This is a genomic window from Rhodanobacter sp. FW104-R8 (assembly GCF_001617365.1).
GTDB lineage: Bacteria > Pseudomonadota > Gammaproteobacteria > Xanthomonadales > Rhodanobacteraceae > Rhodanobacter.
This window is the reverse complement of sequence record NZ_LVJR01000023.1, coordinates 90,594-116,988: the sequence shown is the minus strand read 5'-3', so window position 1 is coordinate 116,988 and position 26,395 is coordinate 90,594. Positions and strand designations below refer to the sequence as shown.

At 67.7% G+C, this 26,395-nt stretch carries 27 protein-coding genes; all 27 read left to right on the top strand.

Annotation, left to right across the window (positions count from 1 at the left end):
- Positions 1 to 151: 50S ribosomal protein L32 (gene rpmF, locus RHOFW104R8_RS07025; protein WP_068205428.1), on the top strand; the 151-nt coding region annotated here is incomplete at its 5' end.
- A gap of 158 nt (positions 152 to 309) precedes the next feature.
- Positions 310 to 1,284: a beta-ketoacyl-ACP synthase III gene (locus tag RHOFW104R8_RS07020; protein WP_068091087.1), complete on the top strand. Its 975-nt coding sequence runs from the start codon at positions 310 to 312 to the stop codon at positions 1,282 to 1,284.
- A gap of 128 nt (positions 1,285 to 1,412) precedes the next feature.
- A complete protein-coding gene (fabD, locus tag RHOFW104R8_RS07015; RefSeq protein WP_068091085.1) occupies positions 1,413 to 2,360 on the top strand; it encodes an ACP S-malonyltransferase in 948 nt (315 codons plus the stop codon).
- Positions 2,361 to 2,458: 98 nt separating this feature from the next.
- The gene (gene fabG / locus RHOFW104R8_RS07010) at positions 2,459 to 3,202 is read left to right on the top strand and encodes a 3-oxoacyl-ACP reductase FabG (protein WP_068091083.1); all 744 of its coding nucleotides are present in this window, start codon (positions 2,459 to 2,461) and stop codon (positions 3,200 to 3,202) included.
- Positions 3,203 to 3,400: 198 nt separating this feature from the next.
- A complete protein-coding gene (gene acpP / locus RHOFW104R8_RS07005; protein WP_007513179.1) occupies positions 3,401 to 3,640 on the top strand; it encodes an acyl carrier protein in 240 nt (79 codons plus the stop codon).
- Positions 3,641 to 3,880: 240 nt separating this feature from the next.
- Positions 3,881 to 5,119, top strand: coding sequence for a beta-ketoacyl-ACP synthase II (gene fabF / locus RHOFW104R8_RS07000; RefSeq protein WP_068091081.1), 1,239 nt, complete (start codon positions 3,881 to 3,883; stop codon positions 5,117 to 5,119).
- A gap of 2 nt (positions 5,120 to 5,121) precedes the next feature.
- Positions 5,122 to 6,468, top strand: a complete 1,347-nt coding sequence (locus RHOFW104R8_RS06995; RefSeq protein WP_068091078.1) for an aminodeoxychorismate synthase component I — start codon at positions 5,122 to 5,124, stop codon at positions 6,466 to 6,468.
- Complete coding sequence (gene pabC / locus RHOFW104R8_RS06990) at positions 6,468 to 7,295, top strand: aminodeoxychorismate lyase (RefSeq protein WP_068091076.1); 828 nt, start codon at positions 6,468 to 6,470, stop codon at positions 7,293 to 7,295. The genes RHOFW104R8_RS06995 and pabC overlap by 1 nt, the downstream gene beginning before the upstream one ends.
- A complete protein-coding gene (mltG, locus tag RHOFW104R8_RS06985) occupies positions 7,292 to 8,326 on the top strand; it encodes an endolytic transglycosylase MltG (protein WP_068091074.1) in 1,035 nt (344 codons plus the stop codon). Before pabC ends, mltG begins: the two co-directional genes overlap by 4 nt.
- Positions 8,323 to 8,964, top strand: a complete 642-nt coding sequence (gene tmk / locus RHOFW104R8_RS06980) for a dTMP kinase (RefSeq protein ID WP_068091071.1) — start codon at positions 8,323 to 8,325, stop codon at positions 8,962 to 8,964. The genes mltG and tmk overlap by 4 nt, the downstream gene beginning before the upstream one ends.
- Entirely contained in the window at positions 8,961 to 9,896 is a 936-nt protein-coding gene (gene holB, locus RHOFW104R8_RS06975; RefSeq protein WP_068091068.1) for a DNA polymerase III subunit delta', read from the top strand. The genes tmk and holB overlap by 4 nt, the downstream gene beginning before the upstream one ends.
- Positions 9,887 to 10,906 (top strand): PIG-L deacetylase family protein, encoded by a 1,020-nt coding sequence (locus RHOFW104R8_RS06970; RefSeq protein WP_068091066.1) that lies wholly within the window; start codon positions 9,887 to 9,889, stop codon positions 10,904 to 10,906. Before holB ends, RHOFW104R8_RS06970 begins: the two co-directional genes overlap by 10 nt.
- A gap of 105 nt (positions 10,907 to 11,011) precedes the next feature.
- Positions 11,012 to 11,365, top strand: a complete 354-nt coding sequence (locus RHOFW104R8_RS06965; protein WP_068091064.1) for a PilZ domain-containing protein — start codon at positions 11,012 to 11,014, stop codon at positions 11,363 to 11,365.
- Positions 11,366 to 11,640: 275 nt separating this feature from the next.
- Positions 11,641 to 11,997, top strand: a complete 357-nt coding sequence (locus RHOFW104R8_RS06960; RefSeq protein ID WP_068091061.1) for an NADH-quinone oxidoreductase subunit A — start codon at positions 11,641 to 11,643, stop codon at positions 11,995 to 11,997.
- The gene (locus RHOFW104R8_RS06955; protein ID WP_007513194.1) at positions 11,988 to 12,545 is read left to right on the top strand and encodes an NADH-quinone oxidoreductase subunit B family protein; all 558 of its coding nucleotides are present in this window, start codon (positions 11,988 to 11,990) and stop codon (positions 12,543 to 12,545) included. Before RHOFW104R8_RS06960 ends, RHOFW104R8_RS06955 begins: the two co-directional genes overlap by 10 nt.
- A 26-nt stretch (positions 12,546 to 12,571) precedes the next feature.
- Positions 12,572 to 13,306 (top strand): NADH-quinone oxidoreductase subunit C, encoded by a 735-nt coding sequence (locus tag RHOFW104R8_RS06950; RefSeq protein ID WP_068091142.1) that lies wholly within the window; start codon positions 12,572 to 12,574, stop codon positions 13,304 to 13,306.
- Positions 13,307 to 13,308: 2 nt separating this feature from the next.
- Positions 13,309 to 14,562, top strand: a complete 1,254-nt coding sequence (locus tag RHOFW104R8_RS06945) for an NADH-quinone oxidoreductase subunit D (RefSeq protein WP_068091059.1) — start codon at positions 13,309 to 13,311, stop codon at positions 14,560 to 14,562.
- 21 nt (positions 14,563 to 14,583) lie between these two features.
- Positions 14,584 to 15,153, top strand: coding sequence for an NADH-quinone oxidoreductase subunit NuoE (gene nuoE / locus RHOFW104R8_RS06940; protein WP_068091057.1), 570 nt, complete (start codon positions 14,584 to 14,586; stop codon positions 15,151 to 15,153).
- Complete coding sequence (nuoF, locus tag RHOFW104R8_RS06935) at positions 15,153 to 16,463, top strand: NADH-quinone oxidoreductase subunit NuoF (protein WP_068091055.1); 1,311 nt, start codon at positions 15,153 to 15,155, stop codon at positions 16,461 to 16,463. The genes nuoE and nuoF overlap by 1 nt, the downstream gene beginning before the upstream one ends.
- Positions 16,460 to 18,802 carry an NADH-quinone oxidoreductase subunit NuoG gene (gene nuoG, locus RHOFW104R8_RS06930; protein ID WP_068091053.1) on the top strand — a complete coding sequence of 781 codons (2,343 nt, stop codon included), beginning with the start codon at positions 16,460 to 16,462 and terminating at the stop codon, positions 18,800 to 18,802. Before nuoF ends, nuoG begins: the two co-directional genes overlap by 4 nt.
- Before the next feature lie 5 nt (positions 18,803 to 18,807).
- Complete coding sequence (gene nuoH / locus RHOFW104R8_RS06925; RefSeq protein ID WP_068091052.1) at positions 18,808 to 19,836, top strand: NADH-quinone oxidoreductase subunit NuoH; 1,029 nt, start codon at positions 18,808 to 18,810, stop codon at positions 19,834 to 19,836.
- A 3-nt stretch (positions 19,837 to 19,839) separates the two neighbouring features.
- Positions 19,840 to 20,331: an NADH-quinone oxidoreductase subunit NuoI gene (gene nuoI / locus RHOFW104R8_RS06920; RefSeq protein WP_068091050.1), complete on the top strand. Its 492-nt coding sequence runs from the start codon at positions 19,840 to 19,842 to the stop codon at positions 20,329 to 20,331.
- Between the two features lie 8 nt (positions 20,332 to 20,339).
- Positions 20,340 to 20,987: an NADH-quinone oxidoreductase subunit J gene (locus RHOFW104R8_RS06915; RefSeq protein WP_068091047.1), complete on the top strand. Its 648-nt coding sequence runs from the start codon at positions 20,340 to 20,342 to the stop codon at positions 20,985 to 20,987.
- Complete coding sequence (gene nuoK, locus RHOFW104R8_RS06910) at positions 20,984 to 21,289, top strand: NADH-quinone oxidoreductase subunit NuoK (RefSeq protein WP_068091045.1); 306 nt, start codon at positions 20,984 to 20,986, stop codon at positions 21,287 to 21,289. Before RHOFW104R8_RS06915 ends, nuoK begins: the two co-directional genes overlap by 4 nt.
- 4 nt (positions 21,290 to 21,293) lie before the next feature.
- Positions 21,294 to 23,339, top strand: coding sequence for an NADH-quinone oxidoreductase subunit L (gene nuoL / locus RHOFW104R8_RS06905; RefSeq protein WP_068091043.1), 2,046 nt, complete (start codon positions 21,294 to 21,296; stop codon positions 23,337 to 23,339).
- A 14-nt stretch (positions 23,340 to 23,353) separates the two neighbouring features.
- Positions 23,354 to 24,862, top strand: a complete 1,509-nt coding sequence (locus RHOFW104R8_RS06900; RefSeq protein ID WP_068091041.1) for an NADH-quinone oxidoreductase subunit M — start codon at positions 23,354 to 23,356, stop codon at positions 24,860 to 24,862.
- Positions 24,863 to 24,874: 12 nt separating this feature from the next.
- Entirely contained in the window at positions 24,875 to 26,329 is a 1,455-nt protein-coding gene (nuoN, locus tag RHOFW104R8_RS06895; protein WP_068091039.1) for an NADH-quinone oxidoreductase subunit NuoN, read from the top strand.
- Positions 26,330 to 26,395 lie beyond the last annotated feature (66 nt).

The window sequence follows — 26,395 nt, the reverse complement described above, 5'->3', positions numbered from 1 at the left end:
GCGTCGTGCGCACGACGCGTTGAAGACCGTGCAGCTGTCCACCGATCCGACCAGTGGCGAAGTGCACCTGCGCCACCACGTCACCAAGGACGGCTACTATCGCGGCAAGAAAGTGGTCGAGACCAAGGGCGCGGTGTCGGTCGAGGACTGATCGTCCTCGCGGAACCCCCGGGTTCCCCGATGCGATCATGCGAGACGGCGCGGCGACGCGCCGTTTTGCGTTGATGGATGCCGCAAATGCCGCATCGGGCGGTTGCGCTGGCGCCGTTCGCGGCGTTCAATCCCCATTTACGTTTGACGGACAGCCGAATGGCCCAGATCTACTCCCGCATCATCGCCACCGGCAGCGCGCTGCCGGAGCGCGTGGTAACCAACGCCGACCTGGAAAAGATCGTCGACACCAGTGACGAGTGGATCCGCACCCGCACCGGCATCCGCCAGCGGCACATCGCCGCCGACGGCGAGACCACCGGCGACCTGGCCCTCCGCGCCGCGCAGCAGGCGCTGGAGGCAGCCGGCGTCAAGGCGTCCGAACTCGACCTGATCGTGCTCGGCACGACCACGCCGGACATCATCTTCCCGTCCACCGCCTGCCTGGTGCAGCACCGCCTCGGCGCGAACGGCTGCGCCGCGTTCGACGTCAATGCGGCCTGCTCGGGCTTCGTCTACGCGCTTGGCGTGGCCGACAAGTTCATCAGGAGCGGGCAGTCGAAGAAGGTGCTGGTGATCGGCGCCGAGACGCTGACCCGGATGGTCGACTGGAGCGAGCGCGAAACCTGCGTGCTGTTCGGCGACGGCGCCGGCGCGGTGGTGCTGGAAGCCTCCAGCGAGCCGGGCATCTACGCCACCTGCCTGCATGCCGACGGCGGCTACAAGGAACTGCTGTACAACCCGGTCGGCGTCTCGGTCGGCTTCAGCGACGAGCCGAACCACGGCGTGCGCATCCGCATGGCCGGTCGCGAGGTGTTCAAGGTCGCGGTGAAGACGCTCGACTCGCTGGTCGGCGAGACCCTGCAGGCGGCCGGCATGGACGAGTCGCAGGTGGATTGGCTGATCCCGCACCAGGCCAACCTGCGCATCATCGAGGCCACCGCGAAGCGGCTGAACATGTCGATGGAGCGGGTCATCGTGACGGTCGACAAGCATGCCAACACCTCGTCCGGTTCGGTGCCGCTGGCGCTGGACTACGCGGTGCGCTCGGGCAAGGTGCAGCGCGGCCAGAACCTGCTGCTGGAGGCCTTCGGCGGCGGCTTCACCTGGGCTTCGGCACTGCTGCGTTACTGATCAGCGGTCGCACCTGCATGATGCCGCCCGCCCGGGCGGCGCCACCGCAGGGACCATGCAAATACAGCTGCGTATGGGCGGCGATGCTGGCACCATGGCGGTTTTCGTCGACCGGGATCCGCGTATCCATGAGTTCCACTTCCGCTTCGCTCGCTTTCGTTTTCCCCGGCCAGGGCTCGCAGTCGGTCGGCATGCTGGCCGAACTGGCCGCGGCGCACGCCGAGGTGCAGTCCGCGTTCGACGAGGCTTCGCAGGGCGCCGGAGTCGACCTGTGGGCGCTCAGCCAGCAGGGACCGGAGGAACAGCTCAACCGCACCGAACACACCCAGCCGGCGCTGCTGGCCGCCAGCGTGGCGGTATGGCGGGTATGGCAGAAGCTGGGCGGCGCCCGGCCGGCGCAGTTGTCCGGCCACAGCCTCGGCGAGTACAGCGCGCTGGTCTGCGCCGGCGCGCTGTCGCTGCACGACGCGGCGGCGCTGGTGGCCGAGCGCGGCCGGTTGATGCAGGCGGCGGTGCCGGCCGGCGTGGGCGCGATGGCGGCGATCCTCGGCGGTGACGACGTACAGACCGCGCAAGTGTGCGAGGAAGTGGCGCAAGGGCAGGTGGTGGCGCCGGCCAACTTCAATTCGCCGGGGCAGCTGGTGATCGCCGGCAACGCCGAGGCGGTCGATCGCGCCCTGGCCCGGCTGGCCGAGCTGGGCGTGAAGAAGGCGATCAAGCTGGCCGTGTCGGTGCCCTCGCACTGCATGCTGATGCGCGGAGCCGCCGACCGGCTGGGCGAGCGCATGGCCGCGTTGAGCTGGCAGCTGCCGTCGATCCCGGTGATCCAGAACGCCGAGGCGAAGAGCTATGCCACGCTCGAGGAGATCCGCGGCGCCCTGCAGCGCCAGCTGTACCTGCCGGTGCGCTGGACCGAATGCGTGCAGGCGCTGGCCGCCGGCGGCGCCACGCGCATCGCCGAATGCAGCCCGGGCAAGGTGCTGGCCGGCCTGGTCAAGCGCATCGACAAGAGCGTCGAGGCGCGCGCGATCGGCACCCCCGTCGAATTCGACGCCGCCCGCGCGGAGTGGGGCTAGGCAGCGACGGCTTTTGTGAAGAGTGCAGCCAAGGATGGCTGCTTCTTGATCCTCGCGATCATGGACGATCGCATTAACGAACAGCACGAGAAGACGACATGACCCTCCCACTGCAAGGTGAAATCGCGCTGGTCACCGGTGCCAGTCGCGGCATCGGCGCGGCGATCGCGGACGAGCTGGCGGCGATGGGCGCCACCGTGATCGGTACGGCCACCAGCGAGAGCGGCGCGGCCGCGATCGGCGATCGGCTGGCCGCGCACGGCGGCCACGGCCGCGTGCTGAACGTCACCGACGGCGCCGCGGTCGAGGGCCTGGTCGACGCGATCGCGAAGGAATCCGGCGCGATCTCGATCCTGGTCAACAACGCCGGCATCACCCGCGACCAGTTGCTGCTGCGCATGAAGGACGAGGACTGGCAGGCGATCATCGACACCAACCTCACCTCGGTCTACCGCACTTCCAAGGCGGTGTTGCGCGGCATGATGAAGGCGCGCAAGGGCCGCATCATCTCGATCGCCTCGGTGATCGGACTCACCGGCAACCCGGGCCAGTCCAACTACGCCGCGGCCAAGGCCGGCATCATCGCGTTCTCCAAGTCGCTGGCGCGCGAGATCGGCAGCCGCGGCATCACCGTCAACGTGGTGGCACCGGGCTTCATCGACACCGACATGACCCGCGCGCTGCCGGAGGAATCGAAGCAGGCGCTGCTCGGCCAGATCGCGCTGGGCCGGCTGGGCGAGGCGGCGGACATCGCCCGGGCGGTGGGCTTCCTGGCTTCGCCGGCGGCGGCCTACATCACCGGGGAAACCCTGCACGTCAACGGCGGCATGTACATGCCGTAGGACAGGTGGACGCAGTTGTCGCCAGCGGCCCCATTTTAGGCGACAATTGCACTTTCGCGCCGGTCATGGGGGGACAGCGTGCCTTCGTCATCGGCCAATCGTGGCGGCCTCGCGGTTTAGCCACTACAATGCGCCGGCCTTTCGCGGGCCTCGCGCCGGCACAGACAAATCAATTACTCCTTGAGAGGTATGGGCAACATGAGCACCATCGAAGAGCGCGTCAAGAAAATCGTCGTCGAGCAGTTGGGCGTGAAGGAAGATGAAGTCACGGCGAACGCTTCGTTCGTGGACGATCTGGGCGCAGATTCGCTGGACACGGTGGAACTGGTGATGGCGCTCGAGGAAGAGTTCGAGACCGAGATTCCCGACGAGGACGCCGAGAAGATCACCACCGTGCAGCAGGCCGTCGATTACATCAAGGCCCACTCCAAGGATTGATCGCCACGGAATTGATCGCCGCCGGCCGGGCCGGCCTGCTTCGCGCGGGTCGATCCATCCACGCGGCGGCACCGAACGCTGCGCCATCTTGGCGCAGTTTTCGTTTCTGCAATTTGTAACGTCCGATCCCGTATGGTGGGCGGCCCGCCCGCCGGACACGAACGGGCTGCGTTCCCCGCTCTCCGCGCGGGACGGCTGCCGGCAACGGCAGATCCACGCAATCACGTAAGGAACATCAGCATGAGCAAGCGACGTGTGGTAGTGACCGGCATGGGCATCATCTCGCCGGTCGGCAACGACATCGCCAGCGCCTGGGAACGTGTCCTCAAGGGCGTCAGCGGGATCGGTCCGGTCACCCACTTCGACACTTCCGCTTATTCCACGCGCATCGCCGGCCAGGTCAGCGGCTTCGATCCGGCCGAATGGATGCCGGCGAAGGACGTCAAGAAGATGGACCCGTTCATCCACTACGGCGTGGCGGCGGGCACCCAGGCCTTGCGCGATTCCGGGCTGGAAGTGACCGAGGCGAACGCGCCGCGCATCGGCGTGGCGGTCGGTGCCGGCATCGGCGGCCTGTACACGATCGAGGCGACCACGCTGGAACTCGCCGCGAAGGGGCCGCGCCGGGTCTCGCCGTTCTACGTGCCCAGCTCGATCATCAACATGGTCTCGGGTCAGCTGTCGATCATGTTCGGGCTGAAGGGGCCGAACATCGCCTGCGTGACGGCGTGCACCACCGGCGCGCACAACATCGGCCTGGCCGCACGGATGATCCAGTACGGCGACGCCGACGCGATGATCGCCGGCGGCGCCGAGTTCGCCACCACCGGCACCGCGATGGCCGGCTTCTGCTCGGCCAAGGCCATGTCCACCCGCAACGACGAGCCGACCAGGGCCAGCCGTCCGTGGGACAAGGACCGCGACGGCTTCGTGCTGTCCGACGGCGCCGGCGTGCTGGTACTGGAAGAGTACGAACATGCCAAGGCGCGCGGCGCGCGCATTTATGCCGAGCTGGTCGGCTTCGGCATGAGCGGCGACGCGTTCCACATGACCGCACCCAGCGAGGGCGGCGAAGGCGCTGCACGCTGCATGCAGACCGCACTGAACGACGCCGGCCTCAACCCCGCCGACGTGCACTACGTCAACGCGCACGGCACCTCCACGCCGCTGGGCGACCTGGGCGAGGTGATGGCGGCGAAGAAGGTGTTCGGCGACCACGCCTACAAGCTGGCGATGAGCTCGACCAAGTCCACCACCGGCCACCTGCTCGGCGCGGCCGGCGGCGTCGAGGCGATCTTCAGCATCCTGGCGCTGCGCGACCAGGTGATGCCGCCGACGATCAACCTGGACGAACCGGGCGAAGGCTGCGACCTCGATTTCGTGGCGCACACCGCGCGCGAGGCGAAGCTTGACGTGGCGATCTCCAACTCGTTCGGTTTCGGCGGCACCAACGGCACGCTGGCTTTCCGCCGCGTCTGAGCGTGACCTGCCATCGCCGTACTTTGACCGGCCGGCGCGACCTGCTCGCGCCGGCCGCTTCGTTTCCCGGCCGCTATCCGTGCCTGCTGGAAAGCGTGGTGCACGGCACCGCGCAGTCGCGCTACGACATCCTGTTCGCGTTTCCGGGCGAGCGGCTGACCCTGCATGCCGACGGCGTCCTGCGCGATGACGCGGGTGTCGTGCGCGAAGGGCGTTTCCTCGATGCGCTGGATGCGGCCTGGCGGGCCGAGCGGCTGCCGCTGGAGCGCGACGGGCTGCCGTTCCATGGCGGCTGGGTGCTGCTGCTGGCCTACGAGCTGGCCGGCGAGATCGAGCCGACGCTGAAGCTGCATGCGCCGTGTGCCATCCCGCTGGCACTGGCCGTGCGCTGTCCGGTGGCGGCGATCGTCGACCATCGACGCGATTGCACGATCCTGGTCGCCGAGGCGGGCCACGAGCACCTGCTCGACGTGCTGGAGGCCGATCTCGCCGTCGCGTCGCCGATGCCGCCGCTGGCGGCCCCGGTCGCCTGGGAGGAGGATGCGCCGCAGCGATTCCTCGACGGGGTGGCGCGCATCCACGAGCATCTGCACGCCGGCGACATTTTCCAGGTGAACCTGTCGCGCGCCTGGCGCGCGCGCTACGCGCCGCCGCCGATGCCGGCGGCGCTCTACGCGGCGCTGCGCCGGGCCAATCCGGCGCCGTTCGCCGGCCTGTTGCAGCAGCGTGGCTGGGCAGTGGCGAGTTCCTCGCCGGAGCGGCTGGTCGAGGTGCGCGACGGCGTGGCGCAGACCCGGCCGATCGCCGGCACCCGCCCGCGGCTGCCCGGCGACGACGAGGCGGCGCGCATCCGCGAACTGAGCGCGCACCCGAAGGAGCGCGCCGAGCACGTGATGCTGATCGACCTGGAGCGCAACGACCTCGGCCGCGTCTGCGTGCCGGGCACGGTCGAGGTGGACGAGCTGATGGTGGTGGAGAGTTACGCCCACGTTCACCACATCGTCTCCAATGTACGCGGACGCCTGCGCGCCGACGTGACGCCGGGCCAGGTGATCGCCGCCACCTTTCCCGGCGGCACCATCACCGGTTGCCCCAAGGTGCGCTGCATGGAAATCATCGCCGCGCTGGAAGACGCGCCGCGCGGCGCCTACACCGGCGCACTGGGCTATCTCGATCGCAACGGTGGGCTCGACTTGAACATCCTGATCCGCACCCTGACCCTGGCCGGCGATGAAGTCAGCCTGCGCGCGGGCGCCGGCATCGTGGCCGACTCGGTGGCGGCGAGCGAGCTGGACGAGACCCGCGCCAAGGCGCGCGGCCTGCTGCGCGCGCTGGGAGTGCCGGACTGATGACGGCGCGCCTGCTGGTCAACGGCGTGGCGACGGAACAGGTGCCGGCGCTGGATCGTGGTCTGGCCTATGGCGACGGCCTGTTCGAAAGCATCCGCCTGGTCGGCACGGCGGCGCCGCTGTGGACGCGCCATATGCAGCGATTGACCGAAGATTGCGCACGTTTGCGGATACCGGCGCCCGATCCGGCGCAACTGTGGCATGAGGCGTTGGAAGTCAGCCGTGGGATGCCGCAGTCGGTATTGCGCATCACCGTCACCCGTGGTCCCGGCGAGCGTGGCTACGGCTTGCCGTCATTGCCGCGGCCGACACGGGTGGTGGCCGCATTCGCACCGCCACCGGTTGCCGCCGGGATCCATGCGCAAGGCGTACGCATGCGCGTGTGTGACATCCGCCTGGCGGAACAGCCGCTGCTGGCCGGCATCAAGCACCTGAACCGGCTGGAGCAGGTGTTGGCACGCGCGGAATGGAATGACCCGGCGATCGCCGAAGGCGTGCTGCTCGATAGCCACGAGCGGGTGATTTCGGCGACCATGGCCAACCTGTTCGCGGTGGTCGACGGCGAACTGCTGACGCCGGTGCTGGATCGTTGCGGCGTGGCCGGCGTGGCCCGCGCCGAAGTGCTGGCGGCGTGTCCGCAGGCGCGGGCCGGCGAGCTGACGCTGGCCATGCTGCGTAGCGCCAGCGAGGTTTTCCTCAGTTCGAGCGTGCGCGGCATCGTGCCTGTACATTCGCTGGATGACCGCGGCTACGCGCCGGGCGCGACGACCCGCCAGCTGCAGCAGCATTGGCGCAACCTGGGATTTCCGATGGAGCAGGACGGATGAGCGACAAACCGACGCGCAAGCGCGCATGGCCGCGGCTGCTGCTGATCGTGCTGCTGGTGGCTGCCGGCGCGCTGGCCTATGGCTGGAACGACTACGCCCGCTTCGGGACCACGCCGCTGAACGTGACGGCGCGGGGCGAGAGCATCGACGTCGGTCGCGGCAGCAGCTTCAAGGCCATCGTGGGCGAGTTGCGCCAGCGCGGATTCAGCACGGCCAATTCGTGGTACTGGCGGCTGCTGGCCCGGCAGACGCACGTGGCCGGCAGGCTGCACGCCGGCGAGTATGCGCTGGAGCCGGGCATCACGCCGCGCCAGCTGCTTGCGAACATGGCGGCCGGCAAGGTGTTGCAGCGCAATGTCACCATCGTCGACGGCTGGACCTTCGGCGAGCTGCGCCAGGCGCTGGCCAGGGCCGAGAAACTGAATCACGACAGCGCCGGGCTGGACGATGCCGCGATCATGCAGAAGATCGGCGCCGGCGGCGAAACGCCGGAAGGCCGTTTCCTGCCCGAGACCTACGCCTACGTGAAGGGCGACGGCGACCTGGACATCCTCAGGCGCGCGCATGCCGCAATGGTGAAGACGCTCGATGAACTGTGGGCGGGACGCGCGCAGGGCCTGCCGCTGGCCTCGCCGTACGAGGCGCTGATCCTGGCTTCGATCGTGGAGAAGGAGACCGGCCGACCGGACGAGCGCGCGCAGATCGCCGGCGTATTCGTGCGGCGCCTGCGCAACCACATGCTGCTGCAGACCGACCCCAGCGTGATCTACGGCATGGGCGCGAGCTACGCCGGCAACATCCACAAGAGCGACCTCACCACCGACACGCCGTACAACACCTATACCCGCGCCGGCCTGCCGCCGACGCCGATCGCCCTGCCGGGCAAGCCAGCGCTGGTGGCGGCGCTGCATCCGGCCGATGGCGACACGCTGTATTTCGTGGCCCGCGGCGACGGCGGGCACGTGTTCTCGCGCACGCTGGAGGAACACAATCGCAACGTCGACTGCTACCAGCGGAAGCGCTGCCGATGACCACCGCGCGCGGAAAATTCATCAGCCTGGAAGGCGGCGAGGGCGCCGGCAAGAGCACCTTGCTGGCAGGCCTGCGTGCGTACCTCGAACGGCATGGCGTTGCCCTGGTGCAGACGCGCGAGCCCGGCGGCACCGCCGTCGGCGAGGCGGTGCGCGCGATCGTGCTCGACCCGGCCCTGAGCGGGCTGGCCGCCGAGACCGAACTGCTGCTGATGTTCGCCTCGCGCGCGCAACTGGTGCGCGAGGTGATCGGGCCGGCGCTGGCAGCCGGGCAATGGGTGCTGTGCGACCGCTTTGCCGACGCCAGTTACGCCTACCAGGGCGGCGGCCGCGGCCAGCCGGCGGAGCGCATTGCGGAACTGGAACGCTGGGCCTGCGCCGGCGTGAAACCCGACCTGACCCTGCTGCTCGACCTGCCGGTGGCGACCGGCCGTGCCCGCGCCGCGGGCCGCGGCGACGCCGACCGCATCGAGGTCGAGGCGGATGCGTTCTTCGAGCGGGTACGCGCCAGCTATCGCGAGCGTGCCGCGGCCGAGCCGGCGCGCTTCCGGGTGATCGACGCCAGCCAGTCACCTGCTGCCGTGCTGCAGGCCGCCATCCAGGCGCTGGCGCCATGGTTCGGGGAAGCGCAGGCATGAACGGGCTGCCCTGGCACGCCGAACACTGGACGCGGTTGCAGGCGCGCCGGCAGCGCGAGGCGCTGCCGCACGCCCTGCTGCTGTGCGGTGCCGCGGGCCTGGGCAAGCGCGCGTTTGCGCAGCGCTTCGTGCGGGGCCTGCTGTGCGGCGAGCCAGCGGGCGGCGACGCCTGCGGGCACTGTCGCAGCTGCCTGCTGCTCGCCGCGGGTTCGCACCCGGACCTGGTGGCGCTGGGCTTCGGCTTGCGCAAGGACGGCGTGCAGCGCAGCGAGATCGTGGTCGACCAGATCCGCGAACTGTCGGCGCGGCTGGCCATGAGCAGCCAGTTCGGCGGCTGGCAGGTGGCGGTCATCGACCCGGCCGACGCGATGAACCCGGCTGCCGCCAACGCGCTGCTGAAGACGCTGGAGGAGCCGGCGGCGCAGACCATGCTGATCCTGCTGGCCGATGCGCCGTGGCGTTTGCCGCAGACCATCCGCAGCCGTTGCCAGCGGATCGAGTTCCAGTTGCCCGCCACGGCGGATGCGCTGGCCTGGCTGCAGGCCCAGGGCGTGCGCGATGCGCCGGCCGCACTCGCCGCGGCCGGCGGCAATCCCGGCCTGGCCAGGGCCTGGGCCGGGGAGGGCGCATTGGAGCGACGGCAGGAAGTGCGCAAGGATCTGGCCGCACTGGCCGCGGGCCGCGGCCAGCCGACTGAGGTGGTCAAGCGCTGGCTGGACAGCGAGCCGGCACAGCGGCTGTGGTTCGCCGCGCAGGCTGCCGCCGACGAGATCAAGGCGCGCGCGCTGCCGGGCAACGGGCCGCTGGCCAGCACGCTGGATGTCGAGGCGCTCGGCCACTGGTACGACGCGGCCAACCGCACCCGCGAGGGCCTGCGCGGGCCGTTGCGCGCCGACCTGCTGCTGCTGGAACTGCTGGCGCAATGGCGGTGAGCGGAGCGCACGCCAGCGTGTCGCCGGCGACGGATCGAGCCGGCGGGCTGCCGCCTTTTTCCGCGCGCACCCGCCTGCTGGTGGTGGCGCCGCATCCGGACGACGAAACCATCGCGACCGGCCTGCTGATCCAGCAGGTGCGTGCGGCAGGCGGCGAAGTGCGGATCCTGCTGCTGACCGCGGGCGACAACAATCCGTGGCCGCAACGCTGGCTGGAACGGCGCCTGCTGATCCGTGCCGCCGATCGCCGACGCTGGGGGCGGCGGCGCCATGCGGAAGTGCTGCAGGCACTGCAGACTCTCGGCGTGCCGGAGCCGGCGCTGCAGTCGCTGGGCTGGCCGGACATGGGCCTCACCGAGGTGCTGCTGCAGGCGAATGGCGCGGCGATGGCGACGCTGGCCACGGCGATCGGCGAGTTCCGCCCCGATCTGGTGGCAGTTCCGGCGCTGTCGGATCGTCATCCCGACCATGGCACCGCCCATGTGCTGGTGCGCCTGGCGCTGGCCGGGCAGGCGCGGCCGCCGGCACTGCTGACGTACCTGGTGCACGGCCGGGAAGAGAGTCACCGCTCCGTTGAGATCCGCGGTACGGCGGCGCAGTCCGCGAACAAGCGTGCGGCGCTGGCGGCGCATCGCAGCCAGATGGCCCTGAGCGGCAAGCGCCTGGCCCGGCTTGCCGCCCGTCCCGAGCGCTATGCGTATGCGGAGGTGGCGGAAACCTCGCCCGGCGCCGCGACGGCATTGCCGTGGCAACCGCCGATGTGGCTGCGGCCGTGGTTGCAGCTCAGCGTGGCCAGTGCGGCGGGGGTGCATAGCTGGCGCTGGCGCGACGCCCCCCTGCAGCGCGACCCGGCCGGTTGTTTTCACCTGCCGCCGGCCGGAGCGGAACATCCCCGCTTCGTGCGGCTGGCGCTGACCTTGCGTTCGCCATGGATCTTCGATCATTGGGGCTGGTGCGAGCTGCCGGGCCGATCCCGCGGTGCCGCGGCGGCTCTCGCGCAGGCCGGTTGACCGGGCTGCCCTCGCCGAAGCGTCGTGACGGTGGTGCCGGTGGGGCGCAGCGTCTAAGATCGGCGGCGTCGATCGGGCGGTTCCGGCGCCCGACAGGAGCCCAGCATGAAACCCATGGCCGCCCGTCAGGGCATCATCTCGTTGAAAATCAAGGATGCGGCTTCGCTGTACAACGCCTATATGCCGTTCCTCAAGCATGGCGGCCTGTTCGCGGCGACGGCGCAATCCTATTCGCTGGGCGACGAGGTGGTGCTGCTGGTGACCCTAGCCGAGGAGACCGAGCGTCTGTCGGTGGTCGGCAAGGTGGTCTGGATCAGCCCGGTCGGCGCGCAGGGCAACCGCACCGCCGGCATCGGCATCCACTTCAACGAATCGGGCGATGCCGAAGCCGCCCGCAGCCGGATCGAAAACATCCTGGCTGGCACGCTGACCTCCGAGCGCCCCACCCACACCATGTGATGGCGTCATCATGGTGCCTGCACGCAGTCGGGTGTTAATGCGCATCACATCGGTCGTCAAGGCTTGTTGTGCCCATGCGCACTGATACAATGGCGGGATTCGCGGATCCATCCCGCGAGACATCGGATGCCTGCGCGCGGCGGCAGAGCCTGCAGGCAAGGCTGAAAAGTCCACGGCCGTGTCGGCCTGCCGAATCGAAGTCGCCGGACCGTGCGTTGCTGGATGCAAATCCCCGCGGTCACTGATGCGCCCCTGGCGCGGAGGTAAGTTGCATCGTGCTTGCCGAATACTGGCCTGTCCTGTTGTTCATCGGCGTTGCCGTCGGCCTTGGCGTGGCATTGCTGGCCATCGGCCTGCTGGCCGGGCCGCGTCGCCCCGAATCCGAGAAGCTCTCGCCCTACGAGTGCGGTTTCGAGGCGTTCGAAGACGCCCGCATGCGCTTCGACGTGCGCTACTACCTGCTCGCCATCCTGTTCATCATCTTCGATCTGGAAATCGCCTTCCTGTTTCCGTGGGCAGTGGTGTTCAAGCAGATCGGCCTCATCGCGTTGATCGAGATGGGCCTGTTCCTGCTGCTGCTGGTCGTCGGTTTCGCCTACGTGTGGAAGAAGGGAGCACTCGAATGGGAGTGATGGATTCCGTCAGCCGGGTGATGCACAACCCGGAGCCGCTGAACCTGGTCGACGACATCCTGCGGCCGGCGGGCGACAACCCGGTGGTGCAGCGCGGTTTCGCCACCACCAGCATCGACGCGCTGATGAACTGGGCGCGCACCGGCTCGATGTGGCCGATGACGTTCGGCCTGGCCTGCTGCGCGGTGGAGATGATGCACGCCGGCATGTCGCGGCTGGACCTGGACCGCTACGGCGTGATCTTCCGGCCCAGCCCGCGCCAGTCCGACGTGATGATCGTGGCCGGCACCCTGGTCAACAAGATGGCCCCGGCGCTGCGCAAGGTCTACGACCAGATGCCCGAGCCGAAATGGGTGATCTCGATGGGCAGCTGCGCCAACGGCGGCGGCTACTACCACTATTCCTATTCCGTGGTGCGCGGCTGCGACCGCATCGTGCCGGTGGACATCTACGTGCCGGGCTGTCCGCCCACGGCCGAGGCGTTGATCCACGGCATCCTGCAACTGCAGAAGAAGATCCGCCGCACCAGCACCATCGCGCGCTCTTGAATGGCACGTTTCTGAAGGCGCAGTCCATGACCGATACCCAAAAGACCTCGCTGGCCGGGCAGCTCGCTGCGCGATTCGGCGACACGCTGGCCGTCACCACCGTGCGTAACGAGACCGTGGCCGAACTGGCCGCCGCCGACCTGTTCGCGGTGGCCACCGCGCTGCGCGACGAGCCGGCGTTCCGCTTCAGCGAATTGATCGACCTGTGCGGCATCGACTACCTCGGTTATGGTCAGGTCGAGTGGGATACCGAAACGGTTTCCGGCACCGGTTTCTCGCGCGGCGTGGAAGGCCAGGCACAGGGGCGTTTCGACTGGGCCGGACGTCCGCGCGGCAACGGCGAGAACCAGCCGCGCCGGTTCGCCGCGGTGATCCAGCTGCTCTCGATCGAACACAACCGCCGCCTGCGCCTGCGCGTGTTCTGCGAGGACGACAGCCTGCCGGTGGTGCCGTCGCTGACTTCGGTGTGGCCGGGCGTGAACTGGTTCGAGCGCGAGGCGTTCGACCTGTACGGCATCATCTTCGACGGTCACCCGGACCTGCGCCGCATCCTCACCGACTACGGGTTCGTCGGCCATCCGTTCCGCAAGGACTTCCCGCTGATCGGCAACGTCGAGGTGCGCTACGACCCCGAGCAGCAGCGGGTGATCTACGAGCCGGTGTCGATCGAGCCGCGCGTGCTGGTGCCGCGCACCATCCGCGACGATGCCGACCTGATGCAGGCCAGGGCCGAAGCCGCCGACCACTGGCGGGAGAATTGAGCATGCAGGAAATTCGCAACTACACGATGAACTTCGGCCCGCAGCATCCGGCTGCGCACGGCGTGCTGCGCCTGATCATGGAGATGGACGGCGAGACCATCGTCCGCACCGATCCGCACGTCGGCCTGCTCCATCGCGGTACCGAGAAGCTGGCCGAATCCAAGCCGTTCAACCAGTCGATCGGCTACATGGACCGGCTCGACTACGTGTCGATGATGTGCAACGAGCACGCCTACGTGCGCGCGATCGAGACCCTGCTGGGGATCGAGGCGCCGGAGCGCGCGCAGTACATCCGCACCATGTTCGACGAGATCACCCGCATCCTGAACCACTTGATGTGGATCGGCTCGAACGCGCTCGACCTGGGCGCGATGGCGGTGATCCTGTACGCGTTCCGCGAACGCGAGGAACTGATGGACGTCTACGAGGCGGTGTCGGGCGCGCGCATGCACGCCACGTACTACCGCCCGGGCGGCGTCTACCGCGACCTGCCGGAGCAGATGTCGAAGTACCGCGAGTCGCCGTGGCACAAGGGCGCCGACCTGAAGCGCATCAACAGCTGGCGCGAAGGCTCGATGCTCGACTTCCTCGACGCGTTCACCGCCGACTTCCCGTCGAAGGTGGACGAGTACGAGGAACTGCTCACCACCAACCGCATCTGGAAGCAGCGCACCGTCGGCATCGGCGTGGTCAGCCCGGAGCTGGCCCAGCAGTGGGGCATGACCGGCGCGATGCTGCGCGGCTCGGGCGTCGAATGGGACCTGCGCAAGAAGCAGCCGTACGCGAAGTACGCCGAGATGGATTTCGACATCCCGGTCGGCGTCAACGGCGACTGCTACGACCGCTACCTGGTGCGCGTGGAAGAGATGCGCCAATCCAACCGCATCATCCGGCAGTGCGTGGAGTGGCTGCGCGCCAACCCCGGCCCGGTGATGGTGAAGAACTTCAAGGTGGCGCCGCCGTCGCGGGTCGAGATGAAGCAGGACATGGAAGCGCTCATCCATCACTTCAAGCTGTTCACCGAGGGCTACTGCGTGCCGGCCGGCGAAACCTATTGCGCGGTCGAGGCGCCCAAGGGCGAGTTCGGCTGCTACCTGGTTTCCGACGGCGCCAACAAGCCGTTCCGCGTGCACCTGCGCGCCCCGGGCTTTGCCCATCTGTCATCCATGGACACCATCGTGCGCGGCCACATGCTCGCCGACGTGGTGGCCATGATCGGTACCTACGACCTCGTGTTCGGCGAAGTGGACCGCTGAGCCGGCACGACGGAGAAACGCATGAAAGCCACCGGACATTACGAGCAGGTCAGGAACGTCGACCCCCTCGTCGAACTCAACGAGCATACCCGCCATCACATCGACGAGTGGGTGGCCAAGTTTCCGCCGGACCGCAAACGCTCGGCGCTGATCCAGGCGCTGTTCGGCGCGCAGGAGCAGAACCACGGCTTCCTCACCGACGAGCTGATCACCGCGGTCGCGAAGTACCTCGACCTGCCGGCGATCTGGGCCTACGAGGTGGCGAGCTTCTACTCGATGCTGGAGACCAAGCCGGTCGGCCGCAACAACGTGGCGATCTGCACCAACATCTCCTGCTGGCTCAACGGCGCCGAGGGACTGGTGCACCACTGCGAGAAGAAGCTGGGCATCAAGCTGGGCGAGAGCACGCCGGACGGCCGCGTCTACCTGAAGAAGGAAGAGGAGTGCATCGCGGCCTGCGTGTATGCGCCGGCGATGACGGTGAATGGTCACTATCACGAACACCTGACCATCGAGAAGCTCGACGAGATTCTCGACGGCCTGAGCATGGATGGCCCGGACCACGCCCACGATGCCGAGGGGAAGCACTGATGGCCGTCGGACCCGCTCCGCAGGAACACCAGGTGGTCTACACCACGCTGCATTTCGACACGCCGTGGTCGATGGAAAGCTACGAGAAGGTCGATGGCTACAAGGCATGGAGGAAGATCCTCGCCGAGAAGCCCGACCCGGTTTCGCTGGTCGACGAAATCAAGAAGAGCAGCCTGCGCGGCCGTGGCGGTGCGGGCTTTCCCACCGGCCTAAAGTGGTCCTTCATGCCGAAGGGCGACATGCAGAAATACATCCTGTGCAACTCGGACGAATCCGAGCCGGGCACGGCGAAGGATCGCGACATCCTGCGCTACAACCCGCATGCGGTGATCGAGGGCCTGGCGATCGCCTGTTACTGCACCGGCTCGACGGTGGCCTACAACTACCTGCGCGGCGAGTTCCACCACGAGCCGTACGAGCATTTCGAGGCGGCGCTGAAGGAAGCCTACGCGGCTGGCCTGCTCGGCAAGAACGTGCAGGGCACCGGGCTGGACGTGGACGTCTACGCGGCGCTCGGCGCCGGCGCCTATATCTGCGGCGAAGAAACCGCGCTGATGGAATCGCTGGAAGGCAAGAAGGGCTGGCCGCGCTTCAAGCCGCCGTTCCCGGCCAACTTCGGCCTGTACGGCAAGCCGACCACGATCAACAACACCGAGACCTATGCCTCGGTGCCGGCGATCCTGCGCAACGGCGCCGACTGGTTCCTCAACCTCGGCAAGCCGAACAACGGCGGCCCGAAGATCTTCTCGGTGTCCGGCCACGTCAACCGCCCCGGCAACTACGAGATCCGCCTGGGCACGCCGTTCGCCGAGCTGCTGGCGATGGCCGGCGGCGTGCGCAACGGGCACAGGATCAAGGCGGTGATCCCGGGCGGCTCCTCGATGCCGGTGCTGCCGGGCGAGACGATGATGGGCCTCACCATGGATTACGACGCGATCCAGAAGGCCGGTTCGGGCCTCGGTTCGGGCGCGGTGATCGTGATGGACGAGACCACCTGCATGGTGCGCGCCTGCGAGCGCATCAGCCAGTTCTACCACATGGAATCCTGCGGCCAGTGCACGCCGTGCCGCGAGGGCACCGGCTGGATGCACCGCGTGCTGACGCGCATCGTCGCCGGCAAGGGCAATGCCGACGATCTGCATCGCCTCAAGACGGTGGCCGGCCAGATCGAGGGCCACACCATCTGTGCCTTCGGCGAGGCGGCAGCCTGGCCGGTGCAGGGTTTCCTGCGCCATTACTGGCATGAGTTCGAATACTACGTCGAGCATGGGCACTCCATGGTCGACGCCACGCGTGGAGCCGCGGCATGAGCGCGCAGCCGACCCAGAACACCGCGCCGAACCTCGTCAACATCGAGGTCGACGGCAAGCCGATCCAGGTACCCAAGGGCTCGATGATCATCGAGGCCACCGATCGGGCCGGCATCCCGATTCCGCGTTTCTGCTATCACCGCAAGTTGCCGATCGCGGCGAGCTGCCGGCAGTGCCTGGTCGAGGTGGAGATGGGCGGTCGCCCGATGCCGAAGCCGCAGCCGGCCTGCGCCACCCCGGTGGCCGAAGGCATGAAGGTGCTGACCCGCTCGGACAAGGCGCTGCACGCGCAGCGCAACGTGATGGAATTCCTGCTCATCAACCACCCGCTGGACTGCCCGATCTGCGACCAGGGTGGCGAGTGCGAGCTGCAGGACATGGCGCTGGGCTACGGCCGCAGCGTGTCGCGCTTCACCGAGCGCAAGCGCACCGTTACCGACGAGAACATCGGCCCGCTGGTCGCCACCGAGATGACGCGCTGCATCCATTGCACGCGCTGCGTCCGTTTCATCAGCGAGATTGCCGGCACCTACGAGTTCGGCAGCATGGACCGTGGCGACCGCCATGTGATCGGCACGTATATCGGCAAGAACGTCGAGAGCGAGCTCTCGGGCAACATCATCGACGTCTGCCCGGTCGGTGCGCTCACCGACAAGCCGTTCCAGTTCAAGGCGCGCGCGTGGGAGCTGGTCGCCAAGCCGTCGATCGGCTATCACGACGCGCTGGGCTCCAACCTGTGGCTGCACACCCGCCGCGGCGAGGTGCTGCGCACGGTGCCGCGTGACAACGAGGCCGTCAACGAGTGCTGGCTGTCCGACCGCGACCGCTACAGCCACCAGGGCATGGTCGCCGCCGACCGCATCGGCGCGCCGGAAGTGAAGCGCAACGGCCAGTGGCAGGCGACCACCTGGGAAGACGCGCTGCAGGCCGCGGGCGAGGCGCTGAAGAAGGTGCCGGGCAGCGAGCTGGGCATCCTGCTGCATCCGGCCACCTCGAACGAGGAGGGCGACCTGCTGATGCGGCTGGCGCGCGGCTTGGGCAGCGCGCACGTCGACCACCGCCTGCGCCAGCTCGACTTCGCCGACCACGCCGTGGCGCAGCCGTTCGCGCTGCCGGTGACGGAAGTCGACCAGATCCGGGCCGCCTTGCTGGTCGGTTCCGACCTGCGCCATGAAATGCCGCTGCTGAACCATCGCCTGCATCAGGCGGCCAAGAAGGGCGCGAAGGTCTACGCGGTCAATCCGGCGCACTTCGATTTCAACTACAAGCTGGCCGGCGAGGCGGTCGTGGCGCCGCAGGCGCTGGTCGACGCGCTGCTGGCGCTGGCCAGGGCTGCCGTGGCCGCCGGCGCGGCCGCGCCGGCGGCACTGGCCGAGGCGGTTGCCGCGGCGCAGTACGACCAGGGCGACAGCGACGCGATCGCCGCGCTGAAACAGGCTGCATCGGAGCAGGGCAAGGCGGTGGTGATCCTCGGCGAGGCCGCCGTGACCCATCCGCAGGCCTCGTGGCTGCGGGCGGTCGCGCGCTTCGTCGCCGATGCCACCGGCGCCGGCTACGACGAACTGCCGGTCGGCGCGAATGCCGTCGGCCTGGCGCGGCTCGGCGTGGTGCCGGGCAACGGCGGCCTGGACGCGCAGGCGATGCTGGCGCAGCCGCGCAAGAGCTACCTGCTGTACGGCGTCGAGCCGCCGCACGACTTTGCCGATGGCGGCGCGGCCTTGCGGGCGCTGCATGGCGCGGACCAGGTGGTGGCGTTCAGCGCCTATGCCAGTGCCGCGCTGCGCGAGGTGGCCGACGTGATCCTGCCGATCGCGCTGTTGCCGGAGATCGACGCGACCCTGGTCAACGTCGATGGGCTGGCGCAGGGCGTGGCCGCCGGCGCGAAGGCGCCGGGCCAGGCCCGGCCGGGCTGGAAGGTGTTGCGTGCGCTGGGCGGCGCCCTGCAACTGGTCGGCTTCGAGTTCGACGATCTCGCCGGCCTGCGCGACGGCATCGCCGAGCGTGCGGCGATGCCGCGCAGCGGCCTGGCCGTGCGCACGGCCGTCAATGGCCTGACCCGCCTGGCCACCTGGCCGATCTACCGCAGCGATGCGGTATTGCGTCGCGCGACGGCGTTGAATGCGCACCCGCTGAACCGTGCGCCCGCGGTGCGCCTGAATGCGGCGGAAGCCGGCCGGCACGGCCTCGCCGCCGGCGACCAGGTACGCGCCGCCGACGCGCTGCTGCCGCTGGTGATCGATGCCGCCGTGCCCGACGGCACGGCGTGGATCGAGGCGGCCCAGGATCTCACCGTCACGCTGCCGCCCTACGGCGCGGCCATCACCTTGGGCAAGGCATAAGCATCATGGCTGATCAACTCATCAACCAGATCGTGTGGCCGATCATCTACATCCTATGCATCGTGCTGCCACTGGTGCTCGCGGTGGCGATGTTCGTCTACTGGGAGCGCAAGGTCCTCGGCTGGATGCACGTGCGCATGGGGCCGAACAAGGTCGGCCCGTTCGGCCTGCTGCAGGCCTTCGCCGACGTGGTGAAGCTGCTGATCAAGGAAGTGATCCTGCCGACCAAGGCCAACCGCTTCCTGTACTACACGGCGCCGATGATCGCGCTGGTGCCGGCACTGGCGGCATGGGCGGTGGTGCCGTTCAGCGGCAGGATGGTGCTGTCCAACGCCAATGCGGGCGTGCTGTACCTGCTGGCGATGACCTCGATGGGCGTGTACGGCATCATCATCGCCGGCTGGGCGTCCAACTCGCGCTACGCACTGCTCGGCGCGATGCGTTCGGCGGCGCAGGTGATCTCCTACGAGCTGGCGATGGGCCTGTGCCTGGTCTGCGTGCTGGTGCTGGCCGGCTCGCTCAACCTCAGCACGATCGTCAACGCGCAGGCCGGCAGCAAGGGCATCTTCGACTGGTTCTGGCTGCCGCTGCTGCCGGTGTTCGTGGTGTATTTCATCTCCGGCGTGGCCGAGACCAACCGCGCGCCGTTCGACGTGGCCGAAGGCGAGTCGGAAATCGTCGCCGGCTTCCACGTGGAATATTCCGGCTCGGCATTCGCGCTGTTCTTCCTGGCCGAATACGCCAACATGATCCTGCTCAGTTTCCTCGCCGCGGTGCTGTTCATGGGCGGCTGGCTGTCGCCGTTCCCGGCCTCGTGGGGCTTCATCGGCCACGGCGGTTTCCCCTGGCTGCTGGTCAAGGCGTTCCTGTTCTCCTTCATGTTCCTGTGGTTCCGCGCCACTTTTCCCCGCTATCGCTATGACCAGATCATGCGGCTGGGCTGGAAGGTGTTCATTCCCATCGCCATCGCGTGGGTCTTCGTGGCCGGTTGCCTGAAGTACTGGGGCCTGGTCAGCATCGGCACGGGGGCATAAGCCATGAATCGCGTTACCGGTTATTTCAAGAGCCTGCTGCTGGTCGAGCTGTTCCAGGGCATGGGCGTGACCCTGCGCTACCTGTTCAAGCCGAAGTACACGATGCGCTACCCGATGGAGCACATCCCCAAGTCGAACCGCTTCCGCGGCCTGCATGCGCTGCGCCGCTACGCGAACGGCGAGGAACGCTGCATCGCCTGCAAGCTGTGCGAGGCGGTGTGCCCCGCGCTGGCGATCACCATCGACTCGGCGCCGCGCGAGAGCGACGGCCAGCGCCGCACCACCCGCTACGAGATCGACCTGTTCAAGTGCATCTACTGCGGCTTCTGCGAGGAGAGCTGCCCGGTCGATTCGATCGTCGAGACCTCGATCCACGAATACCACTTCGAACACCGTGGCGAGAACGTGGTGAACAAGCAGCAGCTGCTTGCCATCGGCGACCGCTTCGAACAGCAGATTGCCGCCGACCGCACGCAGGATGCGGCGTACCGCTGAGGCCAACGATGAACCCCCAACTGTTGCAACTCATCTGTTTCTACGCCTTCGGCTTCGTCACCGCCGCCGCGGCATTGTCGGTGATCACGCTGAAGAACAGCGTGCACGCGGTGCTGGCGCTGGTGCTTACCTTCTTCAGTGCGGCCTGCCTGTGGCTTCTGCTCGAGGCCGAGTTCCTGGCGCTGGCGCTGATCGTGGTCTACGTGGGCGCGGTGATGGTGCTGTTCCTGTTCGTGGTGATGATGCTCGACATCGATCAGGAGAAACTGCGCGAGGGCTTCGTGAAATTCCTGCCGGTCGGCCTGATCGTGGCGGCGGTGATGCTGGTCGAGATGCTCGGCCTGATCGGCGTGCGCGCGATGCAGGCGAAGGTCATGGGCGCCGACCCCGCGCTGGCCGCGGGCATGAGCAACAATACCGAATGGCTGGGCCATGCGCTGTACACGAAGTTCCTGCTGCCGTTCGAGATCGCCGCGCTGATCCTCACCGTGGGCATCGTGGCGGCCGTGGCGCTGACCCTGCGCGAGCGCCGCGACGCGCGCTACGAATCGGCCAGCCAGCAGGTCAAGGTCAATCCGCGCGACCGCGTGCGCATCGTGAAGATGGCCGCCGTCCGCCCCGACGAACCGACCGCCCCCCAGGAGCCGCAGCCATGATCTCGCTCGCGCACTACATCGTGCTCGGCGCGGTGCTGTTCTGCATCGCCGTCGCCGGCATGTTCATCAATCGCAAGAACGTGATCGTGCTGCTGATGTCGATCGAGCTGATGCTGCTCGCCGTGAACATGAACTTCGTGGCGTTCTCGCGTTTCCTCGGCGACGTGGCGGGGCAGGTGTTCGTGTTCTTCATCCTCACCGTGGCGGCGGCGGAAGCCGCCATCGGCCTGGCGATCCTGGTGCTGCTGTTCCGTACGCGCAGCACCATCAACATCGCCGACATCGACAGCATGAAGGGCTGAACACATGGGTCTTTCCACCTCCATCCTGCTGACGATCGCGCTGGCGCCGCTGGTGGGCTGCGTGCTGGCCGGTTTCCTGGGCAAGTTCCTGGGGCGCGCCGGTTCGCACGGCGTCACCATCCTCGGCGTGGCCGTATCGTGCGCGCTGTCGTTCTACGTGCTGTACCAGCTCACCATGGGCGGGGCGGCCGAGTACAACCAGAACATCTACACCTGGTTCCAGATCGGCCCGTTCAACGCCAGCGTCGGCTTCATGGTCGACCGCCTGACCGCGCTGATGCTGGTGGTGGTGAGCTTCGTGTCGCTGCTGGTGCACGTCTACACCATCGGCTACATGGCCGACGACGACGGCTACACGCGCTTCTTCAGCTACATCTCGCTGTTCACCTTCTCGATGTTCATGCTGGTCATGAGCAACAACTTCATGCAGCTGTTCTTCGGCTGGGAAGCGGTGGGCCTGGTGTCGTACCTGCTGATCGGCTTCTGGTACAAGCGGCCGACCGCGATCTTCGCGAACCTGAAGGCGTTCCTGGTCAACCGCGTGGGCGACTTCGGCTTCCTGCTCGGCATCGCGGCGGTGCTGTATTTCCTCGGCACGCTGGACTACGCCACCGCGTTCGCCGCGGCCCCCGGCCTGGCCGGCAAGGCCCTGCAGATCACCGCGAACACGCAGTGGGACGCGGCCACGGTGATCTGCATCTGCCTGTTCGTCGGCGCGATGGGCAAGTCGGCGCAGGTGCCGCTGCACGTGTGGCTGCCCGACTCGATGGAAGGCCCGACCCCGATCTCCGCGCTGATCCATGCGGCGACGATGGTGACCGCCGGCATCTTCATGGTGGCGCGCATGTCGCCGCTGTTCGAGATGTCGTCCACGGCGCTGAGCTTCGTGCTGGTGATCGGCGCCACCACCGCGCTGTTCACCGGGCTGATCGGCATCGTGCAGAACGACATCAAGCGGGTGATCGCGTACTCCACGCTGTCGCAGCTGGGCTACATGACGGTGGCGCTGGGCGTGTCGATGTACTCGGGCGCGGTGTTCCACCTGATGACCCATGCGTTCTTCAAGGCGCTGCTGTTCCTCGGCGCCGGCTCGGTGATCATCGCGATGCACCACGAGCAGGACATGCGCTACATGGGCGGCCTGCGCAAGTACATGCCGGTCACCTGGATCACCATGTGGGTCGGTTCGCTGGCGCTGGTGGCGGTGCCGTTCACCTCGGGCTTCTACTCGAAGGACGCGATCATCGAGGCGGTCGGCCTGTCGCATCGCTGGGGCGCGCACTATGCCTATTTCTGCGTGATGGCCGGCGCGCTGGTGACGGGCCTGTACACGTTCCGCCAGATGTACCTCACGTTCCACGGCAAGGAGCGCTTCAAGGTGGTCGAGCCGCATGGCCACGGCCATCACGACGGCCATGACGACCATGGCCATCACGAGCCGGGCGTGCTGGCGCATGCGCCGAAGGAATCGCCGTGGGTGGTGACGCTGCCGCTGGTGCTGCTGGCGACCCCGTCGCTGCTGGTCGGATTTTTCACGGTCGGCCCCACGCTGTTCGGCAACTGGTTCCGCGGCGCGATCCGCGTGGACGAGGCGAACGACGTGCTGGCCGAGCTGGGCCACGAGTTCCATGGCGCGGCGGCGATGGCCCTGCATGGATTCACCCAGTTGCCGTTCCTGCTGGTGCTGGTCGCCTTCGCGGTCACCACCTACATCTACCTGTTCAACCCGGCGCTGGCGGACCGGATCAAGTCGGCGCTGCGGCCGCTGTGGACGGTGCTCGACCGCAAGTACTGGGTCGACGACGTCTACTTCGCGCTGTTTGCCCGTGGCAGCGTGCTGCTGGGTCGCGGCTTCTGGAAGGCCAGCGAGACGGCGCTGATCGACGGTGCGATGGTCAACGGCTCGGTGAACCTGGTGCATCGCGTCGCCGCCACGATGCGCCGCCTGCAGTCGGGCTACCTCTACCACTACGCCTTCGCGATGATTCTCGGCCTGATCCTGCTGCTTGGCGGATACTGGCTGGTCGGGTCCGGGCTGGCCGGGCACTAAGGGAAACGGGATCCATGTTCAATCACTTGCTCAGCCTGCTGATCTGGCTACCCGTCGTCGGCGCCATCCCGGTGCTGCTTGCCGGTTCGGCCCGGCCCAATCTCGCCCGCTGGCTGTCGCTGCTGGTGGCGGTGCTGACCTTCGTGGCCAGCCTGTTCCTGCTGGTGCAGTACAACCCCGCCGGCGCCGTGATGCAGCTGGTCGAAAGCCACCTGTGGATCGCCTCCTGGGGCGTCCATTACGGCCTGGCGGTCGACGGCATCTCGGTGGCGCTGATCGTGATGACGACCTTCGTCGGCGTCCTGGTGATCGCCGGCGCGTGGGAGGTCATTCAGGACAAGCCGCACCAGTACATGGCCGCGATGCTGGTCCTCGAGGGTCTGCTGATCGGCGTGTTCTGCGCCACCGACGCGCTGCTGTTCTACGCGCTGTTCGAGGCGATCCTGATCCCGATGTTCATCCTGATCGGCATCTGGGGCGGCCCGCGCCGCGTGTACGCGACGCTGAAGTTCTTCATCTACACGTTCTTCGGCTCGGTCTTCATGCTGATCGCGCTGCTGTACCTGTACCAGAAGGCGCACACGTTCGACCTGGCCACGCTGGCGGCGCTGCCGCTGACGTTCAAGGAGCAGGCCTGGATCTTCTTCGCGTTCCTGATCGCGTTCGCGATCAAGGTGCCGATGGTGCCGGTGCACACCTGGCTGCCGGACGCCCACGTCGAGGCGCCGACCGGCGGTTCGGTGGTGCTGGCGGCGGTGATGCTGAAGGTCGGTACCTACGGCATGCTGCGCTTCATCCTGCCGATCGTGCCCGATGCCGGTGCGCATTTCGCCTGGCTGGTCATCGTGCTCAGCCTGATCGCGATCGTCTACATCGGTTACGTCGCGCTGGTGCAGGAGGACATGAAGAAGCTGGTGGCGTACTCGTCCGTGGCGCACATGGGCTTCGTCACGCTGGGCATCTTCATCGCGTTCATGCTGGTGCGCGAGCAGGGCAGGACCGACACGGCGATGCTCGGCATGCAGGGTGCGATGGTGCAGATGATCTCGCACGGTTTCGTCTCCGGCGCGATGTTCACCTGCATCGGCGTGATGTACGACCGCATGCACACGCGCCTGATCAAGGACTACGGCGGCGTGATCAACGCGATGCCGTGGTTCGGCTTCTTCTACGTGCTGTTCGCGATGGCCAACTGCGGCCTGCCGGGCACCAGCGGTTTCGTGGGCGAATTCATGGTGATCCTGGCCAGCTTCACCGCCAATCCGTGGGTTGCGCTGTTCGCCGCGTTCACCCTGATCATCGGTGCGGGCTACACGCTGTGGCTGGTCAAGCGCGTGCTGTGGGGCGCGATCACCAATCCGCACGTGGCGGAGATGAAGGAGATCAACGGACGCGAGACGTTCGTGCTGGCCGCCTTCGCCGCCGCCGTGCTGGCGCTGGGCGTCTGGCCGCAGCCGCTGGTCCACCTGATGGACAGCTCGGTGTCGCAGCTGGTGCAGCAGCTGGCCATTCACAAGATTTGATCGGGACCCGACATGCCAACCTTGAATGACATCCTGATCCTGCTGCCGGAATTCTATTTGGTAGGGGCCGCGTGCGTGCTGTTGCTCGCTGACGCCTTCATGAGGCCGGCGCAGCGTCCCTGGCTGCACTGGATCTCGATCGCCGTGCTGCTGGTGGCGATCTACCTGGTGATCGCCGGCCAGCCGCCGCAGGCGGTGACCGCGTTCGGCGGCATGTTCGTGCGTGACGACGTGGCCGAGATCCTCAAGGTGTTCGCGCTGGGCACCACCGCGATGGTGTTCGTCTACGCCCGTCCGTACCTGATCGACCGCAAGCTGGTCAGCGGCGAGTTCTACACGCTGATGATCTTCGCCGTGCTCGGCATCATGCTGCTGGTGTCGGCCGGCAACCTGGTCACCGTCTATCTGGGGCTGGAGCTGCTGTCGCTGTCGTCGTACGCGCTGGTGGCGCTGAACCGCGACGCGAAGCTGCCGCCGGAGGCGGCGATCAAGTACTTCGTGCTGGGCGCGCTGGCCTCGGGCATGCTGCTGTACGGCATGTCGATGGTCTACGGCGCTTCCGGCATGGGCGGCACGCCGACCCTGGACCTGGCGCAGCTGCACAACGTGATGAGCTACACCACGGCGCCGACCCTGCTGCTGTTCGGCCTGGTCTTCATGGTCGTGGGCGTCGGCTTCAAGCTGGGCGCCGCGCCGTTCCACATGTGGATCCCCGACGTCTACCAGGGCGCGCCGACGCCGGTCACCACCTTCATCGCCTCGGGCTCCAAGCTCGCCGCGTTCGGCATGGCCTACCGCCTGCTCGATGCGGGCATGGGCGACCTGTCGCAGCACTGGCAGCTGATGCTGGCGGTGCTGGCGGTGGTTTCGCTGGCGATCGGCAACCTGGTCGCGATCGTGCAGACCAACCTCAAGCGCATGCTGGCGTACTCGACCATCTCGCACATGGGCTACCTGCTGCTCGGCCTCTCCGCCGCCGGTCCGGAGGGCTATGCCGCGGCGATGTTCTACGCGATCTGCTACGCACTGATGGGGGTGGCCGCGTTCGGCGTGATGCTGGCGCTGACCCGTGCTGGTTTCGAGTGCGAGGAAATCGCCGATCTCAAGGGGCTCAACCAGAAGTCGCCGTGGATGGCGTTCCTGATGCTGCTGGCGATGTTCTCGCTGGCCGGCGTGCCGCCGCTGTTCGGCTTCTGGGCCAAGGTGCTGGTGCTGGAGGCGGCGATCCACGCGAACATGCTGTGGCTGGCCATCGTCGGCATCGTATTCGCCATCATCGGCCTGTACTACTACCTGTACGTGGTCAAGGTGATGTACTTCGACGAGCCGGTCGCCGGCAGCGAGTTGCGGGTGCAGCCGGACAAGCCGCTGCGCATGGTGCTGTCGCTGAACGCGCTGTCGCTGCTGGTGCTGGGCTTGTACTGGGGACCGCTGCTGGGCTGGTGCCGACGCGCGTTCGGGTTGTGAGCAAGGGGTCCTGGCTCCGGCGAGGAAGGATTGCGTCGAGGCTTGCAAGAAACCGGCCACCCCGGT